General features: G+C 49.2%; 19 protein-coding genes and 1 other RNA gene. 8 read left to right on the top strand and 12 right to left on the bottom strand.

What is annotated here, in order from left to right; genetic code table 11:
- Positions 1-119: 119 nt before the first annotated feature.
- From aceA to RN22_RS09365, 3 genes are all read right to left on the bottom strand, one after another.
- Positions 120-1,424, bottom strand: coding sequence for an isocitrate lyase (gene aceA, locus RN22_RS09375; RefSeq protein WP_002536914.1), 1,305 nt, complete (start codon positions 1,422-1,424; stop codon positions 120-122).
- A 36-nt stretch (positions 1,425-1,460) separates the two neighbouring features.
- Complete coding sequence (gene aceB, locus RN22_RS09370; protein WP_046304056.1) at positions 1,461-3,068, bottom strand: malate synthase A; 1,608 nt, start codon at positions 3,066-3,068, stop codon at positions 1,461-1,463.
- A gap of 696 nt (positions 3,069-3,764) precedes the next feature.
- Positions 3,765-4,661, bottom strand: a complete 897-nt coding sequence (locus RN22_RS09365; protein WP_046304055.1) for a hydrogen peroxide-inducible genes activator — start codon at positions 4,659-4,661, stop codon at positions 3,765-3,767.
- Between the two features lie 129 nt (positions 4,662-4,790).
- Between RN22_RS09365 and RN22_RS09360 the strand changes: the two genes are divergently transcribed.
- From RN22_RS09360 to RN22_RS09345, 4 genes are all read left to right on the top strand, one after another.
- A complete protein-coding gene (locus RN22_RS09360) occupies positions 4,791-5,393 on the top strand; it encodes a peroxiredoxin C (protein ID WP_002536910.1) in 603 nt (200 codons plus the stop codon).
- Between the two features lie 574 nt (positions 5,394-5,967).
- Positions 5,968-6,702, top strand: coding sequence for a copper homeostasis protein CutC (locus tag RN22_RS09355; RefSeq protein ID WP_046304054.1), 735 nt, complete (start codon positions 5,968-5,970; stop codon positions 6,700-6,702).
- An 86-nt stretch (positions 6,703-6,788) separates the two neighbouring features.
- Complete coding sequence (ppk2, locus tag RN22_RS09350; RefSeq protein WP_046304053.1) at positions 6,789-7,613, top strand: polyphosphate kinase 2; 825 nt, start codon at positions 6,789-6,791, stop codon at positions 7,611-7,613.
- A gap of 268 nt (positions 7,614-7,881) precedes the next feature.
- On the top strand, positions 7,882-10,950 hold the full coding sequence (locus RN22_RS09345; protein WP_046304052.1) for a M66 family metalloprotease: 3,069 nt from the start codon (positions 7,882-7,884) through the stop codon (positions 10,948-10,950).
- Between the two features lie 109 nt (positions 10,951-11,059).
- Here RN22_RS09345 and RN22_RS09340 read toward each other — a convergent pair whose 3' ends face one another.
- Positions 11,060-11,410 (bottom strand): RnfH family protein, encoded by a 351-nt coding sequence (locus RN22_RS09340; protein WP_002536904.1) that lies wholly within the window; start codon positions 11,408-11,410, stop codon positions 11,060-11,062.
- Positions 11,403-11,834 carry an SRPBCC family protein gene (locus tag RN22_RS09335; RefSeq protein WP_002536903.1) on the bottom strand — a complete coding sequence of 144 codons (432 nt, stop codon included), beginning with the start codon at positions 11,832-11,834 and terminating at the stop codon, positions 11,403-11,405. The genes RN22_RS09340 and RN22_RS09335 overlap by 8 nt, the downstream gene beginning before the upstream one ends.
- A gap of 206 nt (positions 11,835-12,040) precedes the next feature.
- On the opposite strand from RN22_RS09335, the gene smpB reads away from it, so the two are divergent.
- The gene (gene smpB / locus RN22_RS09330) at positions 12,041-12,526 is read left to right on the top strand and encodes an SsrA-binding protein SmpB (protein WP_002536901.1); all 486 of its coding nucleotides are present in this window, start codon (positions 12,041-12,043) and stop codon (positions 12,524-12,526) included.
- Between the two features lie 46 nt (positions 12,527-12,572).
- Positions 12,573-12,940: a transfer-messenger RNA gene (ssrA, locus tag RN22_RS24690) on the top strand.
- A 337-nt stretch (positions 12,941-13,277) separates the two neighbouring features.
- Here ssrA and RN22_RS09325 read toward each other — a convergent pair.
- The 7 genes from RN22_RS09325 to RN22_RS09295 all read right to left on the bottom strand — a co-directional run bounded on the left by RN22_RS09325 (position 13,278) and on the right by RN22_RS09295 (position 24,925).
- A complete protein-coding gene (locus RN22_RS09325) occupies positions 13,278-14,714 on the bottom strand; it encodes a hypothetical protein (protein ID WP_046304051.1) in 1,437 nt (478 codons plus the stop codon).
- A complete protein-coding gene (locus RN22_RS09320) occupies positions 14,714-16,042 on the bottom strand; it encodes a DUF5710 domain-containing protein (protein WP_046304050.1) in 1,329 nt (442 codons plus the stop codon). Before RN22_RS09320 ends, RN22_RS09325 begins: the two co-directional genes overlap by 1 nt.
- The gene (gene drmB, locus RN22_RS09315) at positions 16,043-17,848 is read right to left on the bottom strand and encodes a DUF1998 domain-containing protein (protein ID WP_046304049.1); all 1,806 of its coding nucleotides are present in this window, start codon (positions 17,846-17,848) and stop codon (positions 16,043-16,045) included.
- On the bottom strand, positions 17,848-20,958 hold the full coding sequence (locus RN22_RS09310) for a helicase-related protein (protein WP_046304048.1): 3,111 nt from the start codon (positions 20,956-20,958) through the stop codon (positions 17,848-17,850). The genes drmB and RN22_RS09310 overlap by 1 nt, the downstream gene beginning before the upstream one ends.
- A 311-nt stretch (positions 20,959-21,269) precedes the next feature.
- On the bottom strand, positions 21,270-23,036 hold the full coding sequence (gene dcm / locus RN22_RS09305) for a DNA (cytosine-5-)-methyltransferase (protein ID WP_046304047.1): 1,767 nt from the start codon (positions 23,034-23,036) through the stop codon (positions 21,270-21,272).
- A 349-nt stretch (positions 23,037-23,385) separates the two neighbouring features.
- Positions 23,386-24,753: an MvaI/BcnI family restriction endonuclease gene (locus tag RN22_RS09300; protein ID WP_052737515.1), complete on the bottom strand. Its 1,368-nt coding sequence runs from the start codon at positions 24,751-24,753 to the stop codon at positions 23,386-23,388.
- Entirely contained in the window at positions 24,746-24,925 is a 180-nt protein-coding gene (locus RN22_RS09295; protein WP_046304045.1) for a hypothetical protein, read from the bottom strand. Before RN22_RS09295 ends, RN22_RS09300 begins: the two co-directional genes overlap by 8 nt.
- A gap of 380 nt (positions 24,926-25,305) precedes the next feature.
- Here RN22_RS09295 and RN22_RS09290 point away from each other — a divergent pair, with 380 nt between their 5' ends.
- The gene (locus RN22_RS09290) at positions 25,306-25,515 is read left to right on the top strand and encodes a hypothetical protein (RefSeq protein WP_046304044.1); all 210 of its coding nucleotides are present in this window, start codon (positions 25,306-25,308) and stop codon (positions 25,513-25,515) included.
- Positions 25,516-25,586: 71 nt separating this feature from the next.
- Positions 25,587-26,087 (top strand): very short patch repair endonuclease, encoded by a 501-nt coding sequence (locus RN22_RS09285; protein WP_046304043.1) that lies wholly within the window; start codon positions 25,587-25,589, stop codon positions 26,085-26,087.
- Positions 26,088-26,131: the final 44 nt, after the last annotated feature.

The following is a 26,131-nucleotide window of genomic DNA, read 5'->3' as shown; positions in this document are numbered from 1 at the left end:
ACGCCGCGATCACAACACCAGTCAAACTCGCTGAATCCAGCATCTTCAGGTTGTTTGGGTATATAGAACAATCGGGCCAATAGGTATGGCTGGATTATCAGCCCGATTGGGATAGCGCTTTAGAACTGGTCTTCTTCCGTCGAGCCCGTCAGAGCTGTCACAGAAGAGTTGCCGCCCTGGATAGTGTTAGTCATCTTATCGAAGTAACCCGTACCCACTTCCTGCTGGTGAGCAACGAAGGTGTAGCCACGCTCAGCAGCCTCAAACTCAGGACGCTGTACTTTCTCCACGTAGTGACGCATGCCTTCACCTTGCGCATAAGCGTGCGCCAGATCGAACATGTTGTACCACATGTTGTGGATACCCGCGAGAGTGATGAACTGGTACTTGTAGCCCATGTCTGACAGTGCTTGCTGGAACTTCGCGATGGTTGGCGCGTCCAGGTTTTTCTCCCAGTTGAACGATGGCGAACAGTTGTAGGCCAACAGTTGATCTGGGTACTGAGCATGGATAGCTTCAGCGAACTGACGCGCTTCTTCCAGATCCGGCGTAGCGGTTTCACACCAGATAAGGTCAGCGTAAGGTGCGTAAGCCAGACCACGAGAAATCGCTTGGTCGATGCCCGCACGAACCTTGTAGAAACCTTCAGAAGTACGCTCGCCTTCGATGAAGTCTTTATCGTAAGGGTCACAATCAGATGTCAGCAGGTCTGCTGCGTTCGCATCAGTACGCGCAATCACAAGGGTGGTGGTGCCTGCAACGTCGGCAGCAAGACGTGCTGCAACCAGTTTTTGAACGGCTTCTTGGGTAGGAACCAGCACCTTACCACCCATGTGACCACATTTCTTAACCGATGCCAGCTGGTCTTCAAAGTGAACACCTGCCGCACCTGCTTCAATCATCGAACGCATCAACTCGTAAGCGTTCAGAACACCACCGAAGCCTGCTTCTGCATCAGCAACGATTGGCAGGAAGTAATCGGTACCTTCTTCCGGTGTGCCACCTTTAGACCACTGGATTTGGTCAGCACGACGGAAAGAGTTGTTAATGCGCTTAACCACTGCTGGTACAGAATCTACTGGGTACAGTGACTGGTCAGGGTACATAGAAGATGCGGTATTGTTATCCGCGGCTACCTGCCAACCTGACAAATAAATCGCTTCGATACCCGCTTTTGCTTGCTGGACAGCCTGACCACCGGTCAGCGCGCCAAGACAGTTCACATAGCCTTTCTTCGCGCTACCGTTAACCAAATCCCAAAGCTTGTCTGCACCACGCTGGGCAATGGTCTGCGCTGGAACGAATGAACCACGTAACTCAACCACTTCTTCTGCTGTGTAAGTACGCTTCACGTTTTTCCAGCGTGGATTTTCTGCCCAGTCTTTTTTCAGTGCGTCAATTTGCTGCTGTCTTGTCAGAGTCATTGTGCTTCCCTCTCTCAATGTTTGATAAATCGGTAATTAGTCCAGCAATTCGTATCCAGATAACGTCAGGAAATCTGCCAGCTCATCACTGGTGGTCAGTTGCTCCATCAAACTGGCCGCCTGCTGGTATTTCCCACCGTTGAATACGGTTTCCCCTAGTTCCTGCTTCAGCACATCCATCTCTTCGGCCAGACAGGCTCGGAAGAAATCTGCGGTGACGGTCTTGCCGTTGCTGAGCGATTTTTCATGTTTAATCCATTGCCAGATTGAAGCGCGGGAGATTTCCGCCGTCGCCGCATCTTCCATCAGGCCATAGATAGGCACACATCCATTCCCCGAAATCCAAGCTTCGATGTATTGCACCGCCACGCGAATGTTGTGTCGCATGCCTTCCTCGGTGCGGTCACCTTCACACGGCTCTGTGAGCTCTTTAGCTGTGATAGGTGCGTCTTGCTCACGCATGACATCGAGTTGGTTTTTACGCTCACCGAGCGCTGCATCGAAAACCGCTTTCGCTGTGTCTGCCAGACCAGGGTGAGCCACCCAAGTACCGTCGTGACCGTTATTGGCTTCCAGCGATTTGTCTGCATTGATTTTGTCCAGAACCCAGGCGTTCTTCTCCGGGTCTTTTGACGGGATAAACGCCGCCATGCCGCCCATTGCCATCGCGCCACGGCGGTGACAGGTTTTCACCAGAAGACGCGAATACGCGTTCAGGAAAGGTTTTTCCATCGTCACCACCTGACGATCCGGCAAAACGCGGTCCGAGTGGTTACGGAATGTTTTGATATAGCTGAAGATGTAATCCCAACGGCCGCAGTTCAGCGCCACAATGTGGTCTTTCAGCGCGTGCAGGATTTCATCCATCTCGAACACAGCTGGCAGCGTTTCGATAAGCACGGTTGCCTTGATGGTTCCGCGAGGCAGATTGAACTCATCTTCCGCAAAGCAGAACACGTCGTTCCACCATGCAGCTTCTTGATGTGCCTGCAGTTTTGGCAGGTAGAAATACGGACCAGAGCCGTTTTCCAACAAGGTTTTATGGTTGCGGAAAAAATACAAACCAAAGTCCAACAGCGCACCTGGAATCGGCGTACCATCCAGCAGCACGTGCTTTTCTTTCAAGTGCAGACCACGAACACGGCAAATCAAAACCGATGGGTCATCGCCGAGGGCGTAGTGTTTGCCTGTCGCTGGGTTGTTGTAAGAAATGGTGCGGTTAATCGCGTCGGTCAGGTTACGCTGGCCTTGCAGCACAGGCCCCCATACCGGCGAGAATGAATCTTCGAAGTCCGCCATGAACACTTTTACGTTTGCATTCAGGGCATTAATCACCATTTTCCGTTCTGGTGGGCCGGTTATTTCCAGGCGGCGATCCTGCAGGTCTTCAGGAATACCACGAATACGCCAGTCACCGTTTCGAATCTCTGCCGTGTCAGCCAGAAAGTCAGGCGTGGCACCCGCATCGAATTGCGCCTGACGTGCTTCTCGGGCTTCCAGCAGTTCTGGTACACGGTGCGCAAAGCGGGTGGCAAGTTTTAGGATGAAAGAGAGCGCTTCATCAGTCAGTACATCAGATTCCATCTCAGTGATCGGCGGAACAAACGACAATTCCTTTAAAGCTTGTTGTGCTTGTGAATCCATAAAATGCCCTCCATTTCCATTTGTAACTAAATCACAACAATACCAATTATTCCTTTACTGCTTCGATTGCTTTCTTATCGCCGAAACACCCTTCTAAACTGGCGTATTTATTTTCACCCGTCAACACTACCAAAGGCGTTAGACTTAAGTCTTAAATCATTTAAATCATTTAATATCAACGATTTACAAAATATAGAGTTTTAACTCAAAACACTGAATTAAAACGAATCTCAGATTGTTCTTCCGTTTGTGACTTTCTCATCCCTTAGTGCGATTTTTGTAAGCACTTACGAAATTAAATTACTTTTCGAGTCAACTTGTTGAATATCGAATTCGCATGTTTTAAACGTAGCAGCGAATGTCAATTTCTGCAGAAAATCTTTTCATAACAAAAGCTTAACAATACAAGCATTTGGCAGCCGCTAACAAACATGCAACTTAAGTGCTTAATAATTGGCGAAAAATATGTAGGGATACCGACAGAATTTAATTTCAGAAGCGCAGGGGAGTTACCAAAGTGTAAAAAGGATATAATTCGAGCTGGAGATCGATATTTAGAATAAATCACCAAAGTTATTCTAAAACCTAATGAGAGCTAAAGAATCTTGAAAAACCAGAGGAAATTTCATCGTTTTAGGTGTCGTGATGCGTATGTTGACGATGAAAGTTCCCCGGATTTGAGTACCACAATGGTACTTAAAGGAGAGTTTCAACCAGATCCGCGAGTGCTTCAAAGGTCGGTTTGCGGCTCGAAGTAGGACGCCAAACCAAACCGATCTCGCGGTAAGCCTCGCGTCCAGGTGGTTCCATCACCACCAAATCGAGATTTTCGATGAGCCCATGATTGATGGCCATTTGAGGAATGAAAGTCGTCCCCAACCCATTCGCGACCATTTGCACCAAGGTATGAAGGCTGGTTGCGGTAAATGGGTTAATTTTCTCTGTGCTTGTGAGCTGACAGGCCGACACGGCGTGGTCTGTCAGGCAATGTTCACGCTCCAGCAGAAATACCGACTCATCCGGCAGATCAGAATAGTGGATAGGAACAGGGATCCCTTGTGCCTGAGCACTGTTTAGCACCATCTTAAACGAGTCTTTCCCCACGATTCGGCTTTGCATGCCGCCGATTTCGACAGGTAGCGCCAGAATCAGCACATCCATTTCACCGCTTTTCAGCGCCATGAGCAGATTTGCGGTGGTGTCTTCTCGCAGCAGTAAATCAAGCTCGGGAAAGCGCTGGTTCACTGCCTGCACCAAATCACAGAGAAGAAAAGGAGCGATAGTGGGAATGCAGCCTACACGCAGCTTGCCCTGCATCGGGCTTTCACTGACTTGTGTCAGCTCCATTAAATCTTGACTACGTGCCAAGATTTCCCGACTTCGAGACACCACATCTTCACCGATAGCCGAAAATACCAGTGTTTTGTTATCGCGCTCAATAAGCTGAGATCCAATCAGGTCTTCAAGGTTTTGAATGCCGGAACTTAGTGTAGACTGGCTGACGAAACACTGTTTGGCCGCCTCACCGAAATGGCGCGTCTCGTACAGTGTGACCAAGTAATGGAGTTGTTTGAGAGAAGGGAATTTAGTCATCGATTTTTCCGATTAGGTTAATCTATTTAATTCACTTTTTTCAATCTAGCAGTTCCATTATAGTTTGTCCCGTTCATAGATGAATCAAGGCATTCATGCCTGAAAATTAGACATTTTAGGAGCTGAGAAATGGTACTAGTAGGCCGTCAAGCCCCAGACTTCACTGCAGCAGCAGTACTGGGCAATGGTGAAATCGTAGAAAACTTCAACCTGAAAGAATTCACCAAAGGTAAGAAAACGGTTCTGTTCTTCTACCCACTGGACTTCACTTTCGTATGTCCTTCTGAGCTGATCGCTTTTGACAAGCGTTTCGCTGACTTCCAAGAGAAAGGCGTTGAAGTCATCGGCGTTTCTATCGACTCTCAGTTCTCTCACAACGCATGGCGTAACACTGCTGTTGAAGACGGCGGTATCGGCCAGGTTAAATACCCACTGGTTGCAGACGTTAAGCACGAGATCTGTAAAGCGTACGACGTAGAGCACCCAGAAGCTGGCGTTGCTTTCCGTGGTTCTTTCCTGATCGACGAAGACGGTCTGGTACGTCACCAAGTTGTTAACGACCTGCCACTGGGCCGTAACATCGACGAGATGCTGCGCATGGTTGACGCACTGAACTTCCACCAGAAGAACGGTGAAGTTTGCCCAGCACAGTGGGAAGAAGGCAAAGCAGGTATGGACGCATCTCCTAAAGGTGTTGCAGCGTTCCTGTCTGAGCACTCTGACGACCTGTAATATTTGGCTAACTGCTCGCGCAGTTTCCCCCTAACGCGTAAGCGTAAAGCCAAAGTCAGCTATAAAAATAGAATGAGGCCCGGACCACCGGGCCCTTTTTGTATTTAAGCCTCAGAGATTTGGGGGCTCACCACCTCTTGTTTAAGCCCGCACTCTTGAGTTTCAAAGAGACTATTTAGGTCCTGGGTCCTAGGGGACGAGGTCCTAGGAAAAGCGGACTGAATAGGTCCTAGATCCTAGGGAACGAGGTCCTAGGAAAGCAAACTCTCGGTCATTAAATTGATTTCCAGACACACCCAACTTTCAGCGCATTTTCTCGCATTGCTCTAATCTATATCTTCGCTTTCCTGCTTTTTCTGCCCTTCCTGTTCTTTCTCTTATCTCAAATCTCATCTCTGCTCTTTCTCGCTCTTGCTCTCGCTCTTCCTAGGACCTAGTACCCTAGGCCCTGCTCTTCCTGCTCTTCCTGCTCTTCCTGCTCTTAACCAACTTTTACCAAACTTTTACATCCTCCCGTCTTCTATTCCGAAAGCAACTCATTGATGATGAAAGCTCAAATTCCAAGGAGTGTTGTATGTCTGTTTTGGTTGAAGTGTGCATTGATAGTATTGAATCCCTTCCTATTGCCGAGCGAGCAGGGGCTAAGCGTATTGAGCTATGCAGTTCGCTGGCGACAGGTGGCCTGACAGCCAGCGCGGGTTACATGAAAGCCGCGGCGCGTGTGGCAGGTATTCCGGTTTACGGCATTATTCGTCCCCGTGAAGGAGACTTCCTTTATTCAGGAGATGATGTGGAAATCATGCTTGAAGACATTCACACCGCGAAACAGGCAGGCCTTAATGGCGTGGTGATCGGTGCGCTGCAGGCTGACGGAAAAATCGATGAGACGATTGTTGGCGACATGATCAAAGCTGCTTCCGGCATGGGCATCACTTTCCACCGAGCGATTGACCACTGCTCTGCCCCGTTTGATGCACTGGAATTTCTGATGGCGCACAAGGTAGAGCGCATTCTGACTTCCGGCCTAGCCAAACGTGCGGAAGACGGCATTGAAATGCTGAAAGACATGGTTACCTTTACCCAAGGTCGCCTATCAATCATGCCAGGTGCAGGCGTTTCGCCGGACAATGCCAAGCGCATTGTCGATGCCACAGGCGTTACCGAAATTCACCTATCCGGTAAAACCACCCGCCAATCTCATATGGCGTTTAAGAATGAAAACGCCACCATGGGCAACGGTGACGATTTTGCCATCACAGTCACCAATCCTGAGACAATCAAAGCCACACTCGCAGCGCTAACTCGCTAAGCTCGCACTTTTCCGAAAGGGGGATTGAAATCATCCTCCTTTCTTTTTTAGGGTGGCAGCACAACCCGAGGAAAAGGACGTGGCACATGGCGAGCGAAGAACAAGACAAGCCAACGAAAAAGAAGAAAGGGAAACTCAGCAGCGAAGCCTATGAGAACAAACTCGCTGAGCTACAGACGGAACTTGTTAAACTTCAGGAATGGGTCAAACTCAAAGGCCTGAAAGTGGTCGTTGTCTTCGAGGGGCGCGATGCTGCGGGTAAAGGCGGCGTGATAAAGCGCATTACCGAAAAGCTCAACCCGCGCGTCTGCCGCATTGTCGCACTGGATAAACCCACCGAGCGCGAACGCACCCAATGGTATTTCCAACGCTACGTCTCTCATCTTCCTGCTGCGGGCGAAATCGTCCTGTTTGACCGAAGCTGGTATAACCGCGCAGGCGTCGAGCGCGTGATGGGCTTTTGCACCGACGAGCAATACGACGAGTTCATGCGTACCTGCCCCGAGTTCGAGCGTATGCTGCAACGCTCCGGCATTATCCTGTTGAAATACTGGTTCTCGGTTTCCGATGAAGTGCAGGAAAAGCGCTTCAGTGAGCGCATCAACACCCCGATGAAACGCTGGAAGTTCAGCCCGATGGATTTGGAATCCCGAAGCCGCTGGAAAGAATACAGCGAAGCGAAAGACAAGATGTTCGCCTACACAGACACCAAAGAATCCCCGTGGTGGGTGGTGGAAGCCGACAACAAAAAGCGTGCGCGCCTGAACTGCATCTCCCATCTGCTTTCCAGCATTCCGTATGAAGCCATCAGCTATGACACCATCGATCTGCCGGAGATCAACAAAGAAGGCTATGTGCGTGTGCCGCTCGAAAGCCAAAGCTTTGTGCCGGATGTAACCGAAGAGCTATAGGCGACCACCACACCCCAAAAGCGCAGCTGATAAAAGGTGCGCTTTTTTGTCTTGAAAATACACCTCAAAGACGACCTTTCCAGACAGCGTCAAAACTTCGTAAGCCACTGTAATTACGTCATAAAAATGTCACCACTGTGCATTTACTGCCAGTTCATGATTCTGAATTGAGGGACTGCTTCAAATATCAGATTTTCTCGCTCACTCACCCGGTATTTCCCTCTATATATTCCGCCCCAAATCACAACCATCAAAAAGAATAAATACAATGAACAAGAAACAGTTAGCCTGCCTGATCCCGGCATTGCTTGCTGGGGCTAGCTGCTCAACAGCCTTCGCCAGCACACCTAGCTCTCAAACGGTTTACTTCAACCAGAAATCCTTGCCTTCAGATACCCAAGGTTCGCTGGCTGCCAGCGTCAGCATGGCGCAGAGCGTGATCATGCCAACCATCCACGGCATTGAAGGTGATCGCCAACCGCATCTGGTCGCACTGCGTAAAGCACTGGTGATCGTTGAACCTCATGCAACTGACGCACTTAAAAACAGCGAGATCGCCGTGGTGGTGAAAAACGGCCAGGGCGAAGAAGTGCACCGCACCACCCTGCTGCCACCTTCCGCGCAGCCAAAACCAGCGGGCCAGATTGATATCGACCTCGATATTGTCGTGCCGGAAACCTACGCGCACCGCATCTCGTCACAACAGGCTATTGATGTCATCGCCTATGAATCCGGCAAGGACGCTTTCAAAGCGCTGCTGACCGAGCATGACACCCTTGAAATCGCCACCAGCAACGGTAACTTTGCCTACGACTTTATGCTGCCGGAAGGCGCAGAGCTCGACGGCAAGATTGTCACCTTCTCCTCACAGGCCGGATACAATTCACGCATTCACTACACCCACGGCTCTGATACGCTTTCTTCCGGTAACCGCTTTACCTACAACAATGTTGGCGGTAAATGGTTTGCTCAGTCTGATGCCGATTACGGCAAACTCGCCTACAGCGACAATGCTTACACGGCGGTTTTACCCGCAGAAGTGATTGAGCCGGGTTTCAGCCTGACATTCAGCAATGGCGCTCAGGAAGGTGTGGTCGAAGGCATTAAAGTCGGCGCTAACACCACACTGATTCTTAACACTGTCGATGTGGGTCTGCTGACGCCACCGCGCGGTGAATTCCGTTTTATGACCGATGAGAAACTGCACCGCGACTACTTCCAGTCTGTGCAGATCAGCAAACTTATCGTGAATCCATACGCGCCAATCCATCTTGAAGAGATCATGCTGCCGGATGGCCGCCTGCTGGTTGACGTAGACCCAAGCAAAGCAGACGCTTACGGCAGTGACTCCCACTATCGTATTGCCCGCGAATTGATTTCCGCTGGCATCAACAGCGCCAACTACGGCGTGAACAGCTATGACGTGATGAACGGTTCTCAATGGAACATCAGCGCGCCTTACCACGCGGCCCAAGTGACGGTGAACAACTCGCGGGGCAACTACAGCGATGGCATTATCAATCACGGTTTACTCGGCTCTTATGCTGGTGTCGCGTCAGTGGTCAGCTCTACAGGCAATGAATTCAGCCACGAAGTCGGCCACGAGTTCGGCGCAGGCACCCATGCAGAAGCTCACTATCTGGGCGGATTCAAAGGCTCGGTGCATAACAGCTCCACCAAGATCAACTCAACCTGGGGCTGGGATCTGTTTGAAAACCGCTTCCTGCCGAACCTCAGCAAAGCGCGAACCAATGGTTCCTCATGCTACGAAGGCGAATGCGCAGAACCTTTCAACGGACACAGTTTCGGCTGGGGCACCATGGCGGGTGGCTGGCCGCTGCACCCGGCAGGCAATGAATACACACTGCACACCCCTTACGAGCTGAACGTCTTCCAACACTTCATGGAAGGCAAAGCGAGCTTTGACCCCGCCTCCCCAACCGGATTCAGCAAATGGGATGCAGAAAGCCAGACCATGCAGCCATGGGACAACAGTGTGAAGGACGATCTCGCCTTTAACATTGTCACCATCAGCGACAACAACACCCTGAACGAGTTTGGCGCAGAAAGCCGCAAGTTCCACGAACTGTTCGAGAACGCGGACGCCGTTCGCATCAACACAGGAAACGGCTACTGGGCGCGGGATTTCTACCTGCCGACTGACCAAAGCTTCGAAGGCAAAGTGGTGGTTTTCCGCTCATCAGCAGGCTACAACTCCCACATTCACTTTAACGGTGGCTCCCAGCTTCTGGTGAACGGCACCAAATACGCTTACCGCTTTGAAGCGGGTCAGTGGGTGGAAGTGGAAAAAGACATCATCGACAAAACCGTGCCACGCATTCCTGAAAAACAGGGCGTAGCCGTGACCACACTGGTGGGTTACTACGACCCAAGCAACACGCTGCCAAGCTACATCTACCCTGCCCTGCATGGTGCGCATGGCGCTGTGTATGCCGATAACTTTACTGCATCATCGTGCAAGTTGGACGTGCTCACCCAACAAGGCGGTACCCAACGCTTCAACCTGCACAACCGACGCTTTAAAGAAGGCTTGATGAACCGCTTCCACGTAAATGTGGAAACCGCACTCAACCCTTACCGTGCCGAGCTTTACTGCAACGATAAACTGCTTGCCGATATCGCGATTGCCGCGCCGACGGTGGAACTTAAAGCAGGCATCGTCACCACAGAGCTTGGCGAAGCGCCGACCCTGTCAGGTGTGACAGACGTGACCCTGCAACAGGGCGATAGCTTTGATGCACTGCAAGGCGTAAGCGCGTTTGATAAAGAAGATGGCGACATCACCGCTAGCATCCGCATTTCCGGTGATGTCGATACCCAAACACCGGGCGATTACCTGCTGAGCTACAAAGTCGCCGACAGCGAAGGCCAGACAGCGTCAGCCACCCGCACCATTGCGGTCGAAGCCAGCGCGACATGTATTGCCAGCTGGGAGAAAAACCGCGTATATGTCGGTGGCGATAAAGTCTCGCACCACGGCGTGGTATGGCTGGCCGCCTGGTGGACGAAAGGCGAAGAGCCGGGCAACACCGGCGAATGGGGCGTTTGGAAACAAACTGACGACGAGAGCTGCGGCAGCACTAACCCAGAACCAAACCCAGATCCAGAAGTGACACCGCCACCACCGGGTGAATACCCAAGCTACAAACCGGGCGCGGCTTATCAGGAAGGTGACATTGTAAAAGGTCAGGACGGCAAGCTATACCAATGCAAGCCATGGCCAAACTCAGGCTGGTGCTCTAACCCAAGTTATGCGCCGGGTAAAACACCGTTCTGGCAAGATGCCTGGAACCTGCTGAAGTCATACCAATCGTAGTCAATACACAAAAAAGCGGTGGCCAATGACCACCGCTTTTCTCTTTGTTCTTATCTATATTCTTATCCGCATTCTTCTTCACTTTCTTCTACGAAAGCGAAATGCAGATTCACTCGCCTTTACGTAGCGGGTTCACCTTGCCACCTGTGACCGGGTCAGATTTCCCTTCCGCTTTCATGCGCTCTGCGCGGCGGCGGCGAATTTCTTTCGGGTCAGCCACCAGCGGGCGGTAGATTTCAATGCGGTCGCCGTCATGCACCGTCGCATCCAGTTTCACCAGACGACTGAACACACCGACTTTGTTCTTCTTCAGGTCGATTTCAGGGTAGGCATCCAAAATACCTGAGTGGCTGATGATTTCTTCCACCGGCGTATCTGGCGTCACAATCGCCTTAAACACACGCTGCTCATCCGGCAACGCATACATCACTTCAATATGCAGCAACTTACCGTCACTCATAAATGTCTCTCGCCCTGTCGGTGAAAGCCTTCACCATGTTCATCGCCAACTCGTTAAAGACTTTTCCGAACGCCATTTCCACCAAACCGTTGGTGAACTCAAAATCCAGATTCAGCTCGATTTTGCAAGCATCCGCATCCAAAGACGTAAAATGCCAGCCACCCACCAGTTTTCGGAAAGGACCATCAACCAGTTCCATTTTAATTTGCTGACCGTTTACCAGCAGATTGCGCGTGGTAAAGGTTTTGCGGATACCGGCTTTCGACACATCTACCGACGCGGTCATCGCACTGTCATTGGCTTCCAGCACGCGCGAACCGGCACACCCCGGCAAAAACGAAGGGTAAGCTTCAACATCATTAACAAGTTCAAACATCTGCTCTGCACTATACGGCACCAACGCAGAACGGGTAATACGCGGCATAGCGTCTCCTCTCAGGTCGATTCCGGCATCATATCACCAGACCGTATTTTTCCCCAAATTCCTTCAACGTGCCTCCAAACCGCACAAACGGCAACGAACAGGGACACCCAGAAACACCGCCATCGGCGGTTTATGGGGCCGGGCGCCTGAAAATCCGATAAAAACTTGTTTCGCCCACCATAACCACTACGTATAATGCCGCCATTATGGTAAAGAAAAACGCAAAGAATAAGGCGGGCAGCAACACGATTGCTCAGAACCGCCAGGCTCGCCACGAATACTTCATCGAAGACGATATTGAGGTAGGGCTAGAGCTACAAGGCTGGGAAGTGAAATCACTCCGTGCAGGCAAAGCCAACATCAGCGAGAGCTACGTGTTCTTCCGCAATGGTGAAGCATTCATGTCTGGCGCGACCATCACTCCGCTGAACGTTGCTTCTACACACGTAGTGGCAGACCCAACACGCGTGCGAAAACTGCTGCTCAAGCGTCGTGAACTCGACAACTTGATTGGTAAAGTGAACCGTGAAGGTTACACGGTTATCGCGCTTTCCATGTACTGGAAACAGTCGTGGGCTAAACTTAAGATTGGTCTGGCGAAGGGTAAAAAACTTCATGACAAACGTGATGCTTCCAAAGATCGCGATTGGCAGCGCGACAAAGCGCGAATCATGAAGCACTCAACCAGATAATCGTTGACGCAGCAGCATGTTATGCTAGTATCTGCGTCCACATTCCGGGGCTGATTCAGGATTCGACAGGATCAAGAAGGCTCGTGGAGCATGCCGAGGGGCGGTTGGCCTCGTAAAAAGCCGCAAAAAAATAGTCGCAAACGACGAAAACTACGCACTAGCAGCTTAATAACCTGCTCAGAGCCTGCCCTCCCTAGCCTCCGCCTGTAGGACGGGGAATCAGGGCAGTCAAACCCAATCAGGATAGCGAGGGAAGCTTTGACCGAAGAGCTGAACCGCGAAATAGAATTTCGGTATGTCTTTTTGTAGCGTGTCTATTCGCAGCACACTGACGAGATTAAAGATAGACTAAGCATGTAGCGCCATTAGTTAGACTGATTTTGGACGCGGGTTCAACTCCCGCCAGCTCCACCAAACGTTTGGGAAAGCGCCAACTCGAAAGGGTTGGCGCTTTTTTTTTACTTTAATAATCAATTTTCATTATTGCCTTTGAAGTGATTAACGTAGCCGAGTTTAGTACCCCTACTATTTTCGGTCTAATAGCTAGCTGCACTTTAATGCAGACTTGTCGAATTCGACATTCTTCTATTCGCAATTTATTCATCGGTTGAGGGGTAAAGGCAAATATTTTATTTCCCTGAAAGTGGCTTGCGTCTTATTTCAGTGGTGATATAGCAAAAAACGCGACCACTTTGGTGGTCGCGTTGGGGTATGCTTTAATATGTTTGCAATTCTGGACAGAGAGCTCCGTTTACTTTTCCAGACGACTCGATTTCTGTGCGATTTTGATAGAGATTAACAGATCAAGGGCAGAGTTAATTTTGTCTTTTAAGTCAGCACAACCTGCCCAATCAACAGGGAACATGATATAGAGCCCTTTATCCTTAATTATCTCTATCCTTGCTCCTTCTGGAAAGTCTTTCTGGATTGAAAGGAGGTTGATGGCCAGTTGCCCTTTGAGTTTATCCATACCTTTCTCGCTGTTTGCGTCTATGACGCGCCAAGCGAGTGTGCTGTCTGGTTTGTATTCAAGTGTCAGGTCAAAACCTGCCATCGGTTTCACGCCATTCAGCTTATAAGAGTGTTCAGTATGGTTTGTAAGCCATGATTCCTGTTCCAGTGAATACCCGGTGTTATCAGAGTCCGTCATTTCCACGTCAACGGTCGATGTATCAGGCTCTTTATCTTCTAGGTCTGATGCAGGGTTATATAAACTTGCACTTACGTCGTGCAGCTTTTCCCTGCTGTTTATCTGTTTGCGTTGCTCTGCGCTGAGATAGCTATACCCTGTTCTTGCGCTTACAAATAGATCGGCTAACGCATAGACCTTTGTACCCAGATCTTCACCATGGTGTAACTTCATACTGTCGATATTTTTCTGCTCTGGGTTCAGGAAAACAAGAGTCATGGCTCTCAGTACAATGTTCTGGTCATCGCTATAGCTGAGATGGATGTCTTCATTTTTTATCAGCTTCCTTGCCGTATCGACCCATACTTCTACCGTTTCTTTTACATCAGCGTTTTTTTCCAGTCTTTTTCCAAATTCAGAAATGACTTCCTCCGGTTGCCAGCCATTGTCTATGTGGAAATGACTGCAAACTTTAAAGAAGGCGACTGCCATCGACAGCTCGGCAGTATCATCGATATACAGTGAAATGATGCGTTGCAGCAGCACCTCGGCATCGCCTTTGTATTTCTGTATTTCATCGCCAAATTGTGGGTGAGTGATGAGGGTCTTATGGATAGCGACCGTAATAGCATCATTGAGTGCCGCTTTCTGTGAAAAGTTGATTTTATCTATAGTTACAGGTTCTGCGGTTTCTATTGTGACAGGCTCACTTTCAAGAGTTGTATCAACCACATACAAGTTAAGCGCACTGAGATCATAATTCTCGAAGCTGATGTCGGTGAACGACTCAAGGCTTTCCTTACTGGTGAAGCCGATGCTCTTTATGTTGGTATAAGACTGAAAGGTATCATTACTGTTTGCATTAAGCTCAATGATGACGTTTTTATCACTGACTTTATTTTGTGCAAGCATCGCATTCATTGTGGCGCTATCAAAGATTTTGCCGCCGTTTACATAATGGCAGCACTCTAAAGGCAAAAGCTCATAGGTGAGAACATAACGGCTAAGATAGCGTTTCGATAACATCACATAAAACAGTGTCTCTGCGTTATTTTCCATTATATTTGTTCTCTATATTCAACCAGTCCGCTTGTGTGGTCTGGGAAATGTTCAAAAAATGTATGGTTTGTATCCGTACCACCATTACATAGGAAAACCAGTTCATTACGCGCCCTTGAGCACATAACATACAGGTTCATTTTAAATGTCGTCAGGTCTCTGTCGTCAACAGAAAAGGACTGTAACTGTGGGATAAATACAGAATCAAACTCCAAACCCTTACAGCTTTTCCTATGGATAACAGTCACAACCCCCTGCCTGTCAAACTGCAACGATTCACTTTTGCGGTACTCCCTGCTGCTGTAGGTCTGAACATGATAACTTGGCAGTCGTCTTGTTATTTCTCGTGTAAATAGCTCCCGGTCAGCGTCATTATCGACAATAACCCCAACCTCTACGGCAGCACGGTTTTTGAGTGAACGACAGATATATTCAATCTGCGCGTCAGAGTCAGTCGTAAACACCATGACTGGCTTGCTGCCTTGCCGGCTCGGAGGGTTCGGCATCCCGGTTGCAAGGCCTACATAGAAATGGCTGGCAACTTTTGCAATCTGAAAAGTGTTTCGGAAGTTGACGGTAAGCCTGAATTCACGCTCCGGTTTCTTTGTGATTTTCAGGTTGGCTCTTATCTCATCCAAGCTTGAATTCCTGTTCTCCTCAAGGCGCTGGTTTTCATCGGCAAGGACGGTAATTCCTCCTTTGTCCAGCTGCTTTGAAACTAAATTGAGGAAGGTAAACAGCTCTGGCTCAAAATCCTGCGCCTCATCAAGTATCAGATGTCCCCAGTCATGCATACTTTCAGGTGTCTGACTAAGATATAAATCTAGCATTTTCATCCAGTTGTATTGCCATTTCTGTATTTCCGGTGGGTCAAATGCTCCTCTTTCCCAGGAACTGTAGGTGTCAGGGTTTGAGAGATATAACTCCCGGGGTACAAACCACATGCGTTTGTCATTGTCCCACTTACCACCGATGGCCTTGAGGGCTTCTTTCTCATTAAATGAACATTTAACGTATACCTTTTCGCTCTCATCATTTTCAATTTTGTGCAGTGACCACCAACTAGGCAGCCAGCTGTGCATGGTTTTTGACTGGACATTTCCGGGTATGTCAGATGCTATATTTTCGGTGTACCTTCTTAAAACCCGGTTGAACATCAGGACGGTGATATCGATGTTTCTCTTTGCGAGACGCTGAGCACGCAGAAATGCGATCACCGTTTTCCCTGTCCCGGGAGGGCCTGAAACGAGGATACTCCCGTCAATGGGGGCATCTTCAAAGATGTCTAATTGTTCCTCGCTGAGCTGGCGAATATTAGGCATTCTCATCTAAATCAATGCCTCCTGTGCGCAGGTGACAATATGCGTGAAAAAGCCGTCGTATTCCTCGTTACCGATCAGAATTTTCCTGTCCAGGAGCAGGTTGTTATTCTCGCAGCTTGTTTCAGAAATGATGGAACAGGAATGACATGCAGCCTGATTCAGTCCCATGATCCCGGTATCTTGTTTTTCGCTACATACTGGATCATTTGAGCACCAATGTGCTGCCTCAAGCGCAGCTAGGAGAGCCGGAAACAGTCTGTTGGCTTCTCCCTGCTGTACCAAGCCACCAAGACTGCCTTCAGAGTCGCCGTCTGCCGTGTAGATAAGAAGACCAGCCTGCCCGTCATCTGCGTAGATCCGCTCTCTCAGCGACCCGCTTGAGTATCCGCTTTCAAAGCTCAGCTGGCGGATAAGTATGTGAGCCAGTGTATGAAGGATCAGGAATTTGACGCTTGGTTCGGGAAGGTAGGTGGAGCTAAGGTTCGCATGGTTTTTTTGCAGTGTGGCAATACGTTTTTTCAGTTCTGGCGCCATACGGCTCACCCATGCACTGATCGCCTCGCTGTTCATTTCGATGAATATCCCTTCACCATAAACTTCAGTGGCGGGAAGCCAGGAATGAGAGATGGTTGCTGTTTTCGGGCTGACAGGGTTACTGCCTGGGGTGACCCGTTCAAACCCACAAAACGCGCGCACCTCGCGCAGCTTTTCAAGAAGAACTACGCGGCGGAAAACGTTGTCGAATCCGAATATGTGGCAGTCAGCCCACCTGGCGACCTTTGCCTTGAAAGTCGGCGTTTCCTTACTCTCAATCCCTTCGGATGAAAGCACCTCCCATTCTGCTACTCTCAGTTCCTCATCTTTGGGGATTCTGAACGTCCTCTCTTCGCGCGCTTTGCCTTTGACGGCATTGAGAACCTGTTCTGTGGTCAGGTTTAATTCATCTGCTATTTCTTCTGCATAAGCTTGGATGAGCCTTTCCTTATCGTCGGTCAGGGCCTTCATCAGCAGTTCGAACTCATTGGACTCCTTGATCTTTGTATAGACTGGGTTTCCGGCACTTCTCGCGCTGTGTGGGATGTCTAATGCGGAGCGAATGATCGGGTAGTAGAGGTTACTTGCGCCGCGCTGTAATACTGTCAGGGGCTCGGAGCACTTTCGGTCGCTGAAATTTTTACTCTCCCAGGGCTGCTTGTCTTCACACTTAATACTGGAAAGCGCATGCTGGCTCATTATCTCCTTCAGTGAATTCCGACTGCCGCACTCGGGGTTCTTACATTCGACATATAATGCATCGAGCCCACTACCCATTTCAGGGTTTGATAAAAAGTACAGCTCAGGATGTTCGCAACGCTTCTGCTTACTTTGTTTATGTGCCCAGTAAACCCAAGGGACATCCTGAAGGTGTCCGTGCTGGCAGGCCGCAACAAAACGCATGGGTGCCAGTACTTTCTGTTTGCAAGCATGGTTAGTGCAAACAGGGATACCCTCTGCGTTCTTTTTCCCGGTATCCGGTTTCCATTGTTCCATTTTTTTGCAGCGTGGGCAGAACATCCATTTGGGAAAACGGACTGTCATCAGTGCATTGTGGCCGCTAGGTTCGTCTCTTTTATCTTTAATGACGGGGGGCTTTTTCAATGCCCACACCCCGGCTTCCCGCGCCAGACGATCCAGTTTTATCTCTTCCAGCCTTTTGGGCCAGTGGGAGGGATCTGCCAGCACTAAAGATTCATCGCCGAGCTCAATAATGGCACCGGGGCCAAAGGGGGTGATCAGCTGAGAGCTGCGGTAAGCATGCTTTGAGTCGGCCATCAGTTCTCTCCTCGGATATACAGGTGTGTTTCAGTATCAACATTTCGCATTGAGTTCAGCGTGCGCCATGCTTCAGCATGTGAAGCGCTTTCAAACGATTGAATCAGAGGCTGAAATTGTTTGTTTGCCTCATAGTGTGTTAACGGCTTCGATGTGCGGTTACAGCGCTCCTGCCATGTATCGATGATTGAATCTAGGTGCTGCAATGTCGTCCGTTGTTCGTTCTTTGGTATGCCATCCATCGCCTGTACGATTCGCTTCTTCAATACTGTGGCTATGTGTACAAACTCAGGGTGGTTGGTATCAAGGTAGCGTGCGCTTTCGTTCATTCTCAGATAACCGGTAACCCGGACAGCGGCAATGAGAGAAGCGTGTAATGCACGTTCAAGAGCAGGTTTGGCCCATGGCGTGATACTGGTCGGTTCGACATAGCGATAGAGCGCCTGATGATAGCTTTTGAATGTCTCGTAATGAGAACGGTCACGGGGCTTGGTCGGTGAGTATTGCGTGATCACAATGCCCGGTGGGCGTTTTTTACTTCGACCCACCCGGCTCGATGCCTGAATATACTCCGCGGTCGCTTTTGGCTGACCGGCAATGACCATTATGCCAAGTCGCTCAATGTCGACCCCGACCGAAATCATATTGGTGCACGGCAGGATATCGACTGCATCAGGGACGGTTTTACTGAGATTCTCCAGAACTTCCGGGATTTTTGAACCTCTTACGCCGGCACTCAGCTCTTCGACGATGTTTATTTCCCGGGTATCCTGCTTGTCTCCTGATATGACCTTGATACGTTCCGGAATATCATCCCTTCCCAAAGTCATGGTTTTGCCCAGTTCCCGCCGGCTGTTGTGATAGATGGGCAGCGTCCAGTAGCTGTCCAGCAGCGCATCGGAAAAGCCCAGCTCAAAAGGTGCCAGCAGCGCGGCCGCACTGGTCTGAATCAGTGATGTCTGGCCGGTGTGGCCAGACGGCATTACCCCCACATACATACGGCCGGGTTTTTCATGCTCTTCCTTGGAAAAGAAGGAGTCGGCCTGATCTGTGCCGGAGGGGGGAAATACATTTACCTTACGGCCAAATAGCCTGACGCTTTGCTGGTTAGCTGCACGGATGGTTGCAGTGGCGGCGATGATTTTGGGTTTTTGCCCCAGTACTTCCATGATCGTGTCGAAACCCGCCTCATAGATGCCGGCAATTGTGCCCAATGGACCTGAGATAAGGTGCAACTCATCCTGGATGATCAGGCTAGGCGGGAGTACCTTTCTGTCACCAAAAAATGCTGCTGCTTCTGCCTTCCATGTCAGGCGTGCAAATTTATCAATTGTTCCAATCAGAAGGCTGGGCGGATTTCGGTAAAGTGCATCATCGACAACCTGTATTGGCAGGTGATCGTGAAAGTCGCACGTTTCATTTGGGCAGAAAAATTCAAACTTGCTTTCAGGGCTTGTTCTTATGCCATAGGCGTTATCATCAGATGTATAGGCCTTGGGCATGATTTCTGTGCCGCACCACGGGCAGTGCTGAAGCTGAAAGTGGTTCTCCGGCTCATGGTCGTCACGGGCAAGGACAAACTTACCGTGTGCATCCTTGAAGTTGTTTGGCGTGCTTCCTTCACCGGCCCAGAGCCCCAGTGAAAAGTGACTTTTTCCCAGTCTTTCGTCACTCCGGCGTATTTTATCCAAGGCACATATAAGACTGCCTGCCCTCTGAAATTGCTGAGATGTCAGCAGACGGAGTGTGTAACGTTTGATGACTGCGGTTCCGGCCCCTTTCTCTCCATTTGTCAGGCGGCGGAATATCATTTCCCAGGCCGCTACCGCTAGGTAAGCCTCGGTCTTACCGCCCCCTGTGGGAAACCAAAGAAGATCTACTTCGTCATGTGATTTCGCATATTTCCCGTTTTCATCAGGAATGAGGGATTCCAGAACAAGCAGCTGGAATGCCAGCTGGAAGGGGCGCCATCTGAAGTTTTCAACAACTTCTGAGGCAAAGTAGTCTGGCTGCTCAAAGGTAAATTCTCTGGATTTGGATTCACCGGCATATACTTTTCCGCTGTGAAGCATCTGCATCAGCATCGCTTTGTTTGCCATCCGGAACGCTTCCATGGCAACCGGTGATTTTTGCAGTAGCGACACCCCGTTTTCCATTCGCTGGGCAGCATTTTTCAGTCTCTGAATGATGCGTTCTTTTGCTGCAAGGTATCGTCTGTCAAGTTGTTCATCTTCCAGCTCGTTAATCCATGTCCGGTAAACATCGATGAGCTGTCGGTAGCCGGAAAGCAGCTGGGCGTCAGTCGCTGAATCAGTATCAGCAATTCGAGTAATACTCAGTATGTCTCGGTCAAGGCCCGGATATTTCTTCTGGTCGATATCGGTACTGAAATCTTTTACCTCGAGAGTAGGCATTGCCTCTGTGAACACCGATACAGGGTATGGTCCCTCCTCAAAAGACCAGTCTACGGCAACGCCATGCCCAACGGCCCAAGGGACCCTTTTTCGGTATGTCAGGTTCAGCTCCTGCTGTTCATCATCAAGCTTGAACCTGTCACTGCTTGGGTATTCCCGAATGTTCCCTTCCAGCACATTCACTCGGATACTGCACTGATAAAGGCACTTTTCAGGGTCCAGTCGTTCGCCGGAGCTTTCATTGTTTGAAAGTGCGAGGGTGACGACTTTGCCTGTGGGGAGTGTTCTAACTTTTATATCCAGGCGTGCGCGTTTATCGAATAATTCCTTTTTTCCTGTGGTCAGCTGTTCCAGTTTTTCTTCATGAAGGAGTTCATGACGTTGCCATTCTGGCTTGTTTCCTTTGTGGTATCGCCCTGCAGATACAGTCAGGAATAGCGATGTGTTCGCTTGCATCGCAAACGACATTGCCATTGAAGACGGTTTGAAGTCATTGGCAAGGGCTTCCGTTGAAGAGTCATCATCTTTGTCATCATTGGAATCATCTATACAGGCGGCAGCAGGGTAAAGTGTTCCCATCAGATATCGCTTGTGTGGAGCATCTTTCAGTTTTTCTTTTGTGCCTCCAACGGGGCCGATGAGCTGTGTTCTTAGGTAAGTGATCAGCTCATGTCTTGCTTCGGTAAAATCGTTCATAAGAACTCTCTACATTGTCGATTAAGCTGTACAAACGTTATTAGGAGAACTGAAAGAATAGCTGCAACGCAGTAATCCCGCAGCATCCGGCCATTTTACAGCGATGTTGAGAAGTGCAACGATAACCTTAATATTTAACATGTCATTAGTGATTGATGCTGCTCAAATGTTTATAAGATTTCTATTTCTAACATGGCGTTACGATAGATTTGGGGCGGAAATGGAATATATTAGTAATGCCTGTTTCTCATTACTTTCTCACATAAAAAAGTGGGCGCCTGAGCGCCCACTTTTTATGACATTGCAGCTATTTAAGCCGCATTACCCTGCCGGCTTTTCTCTGTGTCCAGCACATTTCTGATGTGCGGAGCCATCAACTGAGCGACGGCCCTGAATACAGAAACCACCACTGAATTACCAAACTGCTTGTAAGCATTGTTGTCTGCGCAGACTATACGGAAATCCGTGTCGTTTTCATTGCGGTCAAACTCAGGCTTCTCAAAACCCATCAACCTCGCACATTCCTGTGGTGTCAATCTTCTCGGGGTCAGGTGGGTTGAATCGAACTCCTCTGCATAGCGTCCGTGAAGCTGGTCGTAACGGGCCTCGCCTTCTTTGATAAAGTCTTTGTAATCTTTATCAGTACACTCTGGGTTTTCTGCTTTCATTTTCTCTGCATAGAAAACAGCTTCGGCCTCACGGTCCTGGTTTTTCCGGATCGCATGCTCTCGGTTGTTATCCAGGTATTCCTGCGGCAGGTTGTGCTGGTTAATCAGGATCTCTGAACCGTCTTTGTAATAACGTGCCGAAAGGGTGCGTGTCACCGCGTTTTCATCGTCCGGATTGACCAGCCCGAAACCGAAGCCGTTGCCTTTGGTCTGGTGTTTCAGTGCATAGTGGTACAGGTAGTTCCAGAGGTTATGCGTCAGCGTGTATTTTTTCTCATCTTCCTCGCTCAGTTCGCACAGGATATCCGAGACACTGTAACGCTGTGGCGGATAGTGCTCACTCACATTTCTGAGAGAGAACTGCCCCAGTTCTGGCATGGTCCCAAGCAGGTCTTTACGGATCCCGACCAGCACGATTCGCTCACGGTGCTGCGGTGTAAAGTGCTTACCGTCAATAATGGTCGGCTCGCTGGCTTTGCGATTACGGACGTAAGGGATGTCTTTCTCAATGTCTCCCACCTCCCCGCTTGCACCGGTAATGTCAGCAACGTGATAGCCTAGCCGATCCAGGGTTCGGATGATGGTGGCAAAGGTGTTGCCCTTATCATGGCTTTTAAGGTTCTTGACGTTCTCAAGTACGAAGAACTTTGGTTCACAGGCTTCAATAATTTTCTCTACATCAAAGAACAGGGTTCCCTGGGTGTCGCATTCGAATCCGTGTGCTCTGCCAAGGGAATTTTTCTTTGAAACACCAGCGAGCGAGAACGGCTGGCAGGGAAAACCGGCAAGCAGAACATCGTGCTTTGGAATGTGCTGAAGAATGTGCGCTTTTTTCTGTTCATCACTCAGGGAGTGATCACCGCTCAGTGTTACCCGGGTGATATCCATCAATGAAGTATTCTTAACCTTTGTGTCTTCCGGGTTTTCACGGGGGTAAGGGTAAAGGTCAATCTCCTCATCGAGGAAATATGGCAGCTCATGATCATCAACATAGTGATTGGCCAGATAAGTACGGCGTGCCTGGCGCTCATACTCGCTGGTAAAGACACATTTTCCGCCGATTTCCTCAAAGCCTTTACGGATCCCGCCAATGCCGGCAAAAAGATCAATAAAGGTAAAATCCGGGTTGTCCCAGTGTTCCGGTTTGGCTGGTAGCAGTTCGTTGCGGATAAGCTCGATAGTGCGATCACTGAATCTCAGATCGCTCTGTGCAGGGTTCTTTTTCCACTGGTTGAGTTTTTCTCGGGTAACAACCGGTGTGATATCGAGAGGACTGAGTCTCAGGGCCAGGTTTTTCTGGTCATAAATTTCAACAAGCAGCTTAAGAAGTTTATTCGTTTCTTCTTTTTGCTTTAGAATGCGTTCCTCATCAAGGCGGTCGCCCTCGATGATGTATTCTTTGTTCTGCACAGACTTTCCTCAAAGGTTTATTTGTGTGAGAGTCTATCACACAAAATTCCCTTTTGTGATTTTCTATGTCTGTTTATACAGTATTTATGATTCCGGTCATTCTGTCATTTTCAGTTTCGTGAAAACAGACCAGTCCCTGATGATTAATCACTCCTGCTTTCACTCCGCTCCGGATCCAGGTTTCGGCCAGCTGGAGTGTCATTTCATCAGACAGCCGGTATCGGAACCCACGTTGGAAAAGCCCTTTTTCGGACTTTCAGCTCAGGGCGGGTATCCCGCCCTTTTATAGCCTGCATATTCTTTCGCCGGCTGTCCGTTACTGGGTCTTTATATGAACCCACCTTTTCAGTCACTCCTGCAGGTTGATATTTTCCTGATGTTCGTAGAGATGTGGAATAGCCTTGTGAATATCATTCACCCGCCACTGGGTACGGCGTTTGTTATTCTTCGGGTTGGCTGGGTCGAACTTCGGCGCTGGGTCAATAATAATGACATGATCCAGAATCGCATCGAGGAACTTTTTCGGGTTGGTGCCACGACACCAGACCACATCCTTGCTGAAAAAAACTTCATACTTGTGTCCGGTTGCCTTCAGCTCTGGATTTTCTGTGTTTTTGCGTGTTGCCGGGACATACACGGCTTCATTGTGCTTAGCACCCCATCCGCCAAGGATCCGTTCCATGCTCCATCCTGCAGCCAGGTTTCCGTCAGCGTCAAACATGCCGATGTACAGCTGCTCACCATTAAGCTGCTTTGAGATGTTTTCTTTCCTGTCATATCCCATCACTCTCAGGGTCAGTCCTGACTTAGCGCTTCGCATACCTTCTTTATGAGTACCGGTCCATCGCCACTCACCGCTCTTCTCATAGCCATAGGTGGTCATGAACTTTGCGAAATCTTCTTTATAGATGCCCATATCAGGTTCGGTGGTCATCAGGGTCAGTTTCTTTGCCGTATGTGCTTTCAGCTCAACCCCCATGTAGTCACCGTCCTTGTTGGCATTGGGAATGATCTCAAGCGTATCTTCGAGGGTGTAACCGCAGACCTGGGTACCATTGAATGCAATGCTCTGGTTATCAGTTGTCCTTCTTACACCCGGCATCCAGCGTTCGACAGCGCCTGCCAGTTTCTCCCGCAGGTCACTCTCGTGAACATAGGTTTCCCGCAGCAGTTTGATAACACCCGAGCCTTCAAATCCGGGACTGGCCAGCACTTTTTCCAGCAGATTTCCCTGTGGCATAACGATCATCGCAACAGCACCGCCATGGTGTGTGCGGGCAAGGATCATAATGCGCTTGATGTCAGGATTGGCTTTGGTGAACTCCACGGAGAGTGACGCCGGAATCTGGCCGGTCTCCGTTTTGAATCCACTTAAGCGCATTTCCGGGTACTGGGCATAAATCAGCATTTTCACTTTAGGGGCGCGAATTTCCCTGCTGTCCTCCGTGAGCCAAGAGAAATCTGTGAAAACGGCTTCCGGAATACTCCTCCCACGGCTTTTTCCGCCTTTTTTAGTGCTGGTAACCAGCCCGCGATCGCCATATTGCAAATCGAACAGGGGACCAAGCATGTTGAAATCGGAAGACCAGTAGATCTGATTCTTGTCATTGGCGTTCTTGGGCAGTGCTTTGGCAAGAACGTGGGTAAACCGGTTTTCCGGAAACAATGCAAGGATCTGCTCAATATCACTAAGGTGGTGTTCGTAGGTATCAGTCATCAACATTCTCCGCGCCAAAAGTATCTAAAGAAGCAACGTGTGAGTTATTCATGAACACATCGGCCGGACCGGGACATTCGCAGGTCGCCTCGTCCATTCCGCATGCAGAGCAGAACCCCCATTCGTCGAATGAAGCGGTGTGAATGATGTCCTGGCCATCGTCTGTATACATGAATGTGTCCCCTTAGTTGTCCGTATGAAACTCAATATATACCCTTATTGATCATCAGATCAATTACCAAAAAACACCATTCAAACCACAAAAAACCAATATTTATTTACAAACTACTTATTAATCATTGGTTTAAATATTTTTGGTGTGAACAAAAAAAGTTTTTTTCTAGGCATTTACTGGGGAAGGGGTAGGAGTATCTAACAAGATAAGTATCCCATAACTAACCTAAGTATTGGGCCCTCACTAACCGATACTGTCCTGTTAAGTAACCTCAATAAGCTAAATTTTTGTTCGATCATATGTGACTCATAGTCCGTGGATTACCTCCCTCGTATCATTCACAATTTCCCAATGTTTCATTCAATGGGAATCCAGCTATGAGCTGCAGGGCAGAAACAGAGGAAGTCTACAAAGGCTTCACTATCTACATCGACGAAAACCCAGATGTTTACAGAGGTGGCTTTGAATTCTGTATTTCGAATGGAACCGAAATTCAGGAACAAGGAATCACCGCAGATGCAGAGCTTGCCCTTTCAATGGCTCAAAAGTGGGTAGATGAGCACCTTGTGATTACACACACCAGTTAGCGTAACTCATACACTTCTCTTCTGTATTTCTGTGTAAGGTATCACTACGCCTCACACCAAAATGCAGGGTTATGGAAGAACTATCCGAGGCCCGTAAACGGAACATGCGGGCGATTAAAGCCAGAGACACAAAACCGGAATTGCTGATCCGCCAAGGGCTGCATTCCAGAGGCTTTCGCTATCGTATCGCTCACAAAGGTCTTCCCGGAAAGCCCGATATCTGGCTGCCTAAGTACAACACAGCAATATTTATCAACGGTTGCTTCTGGCATCTTCACCTTTGCCACTTATCCCACATCCCTAATACCCGAAAACAGTTCTGGAACGATAAGCTCACTGGCAATGCCGCCAGAGACAAAAGGAACATGTCTGCCCTTCTGAAAGACGGAAAAAGGGTCTTGGTAGTTTGGGAGTGCGCCCTCAAAGGAAAAGAGCGGTTACCGGAGCCATCTATCTTCATGCTGATTTCAACCTGGATAAAGTCCGGCGCGGTGTTTGGGGAACTCAGCGGGAAAGGATTGGAAGCCGTGAATGAGCGCGCTCAGGCGTTATGGAATCTAAAAGCAGATTAACCTCACCACTCCCCCCACCAGCTAGGAATTTTTAGCCCCGCCTC

It is taken from the genome of Grimontia sp. AD028, assembly GCF_000973155.1.
Classification (GTDB): domain Bacteria; phylum Pseudomonadota; class Gammaproteobacteria; order Enterobacterales; family Vibrionaceae; genus Enterovibrio; species Enterovibrio indicus.
This window is presented reverse-complemented; position numbering and strand designations above follow the sequence as displayed.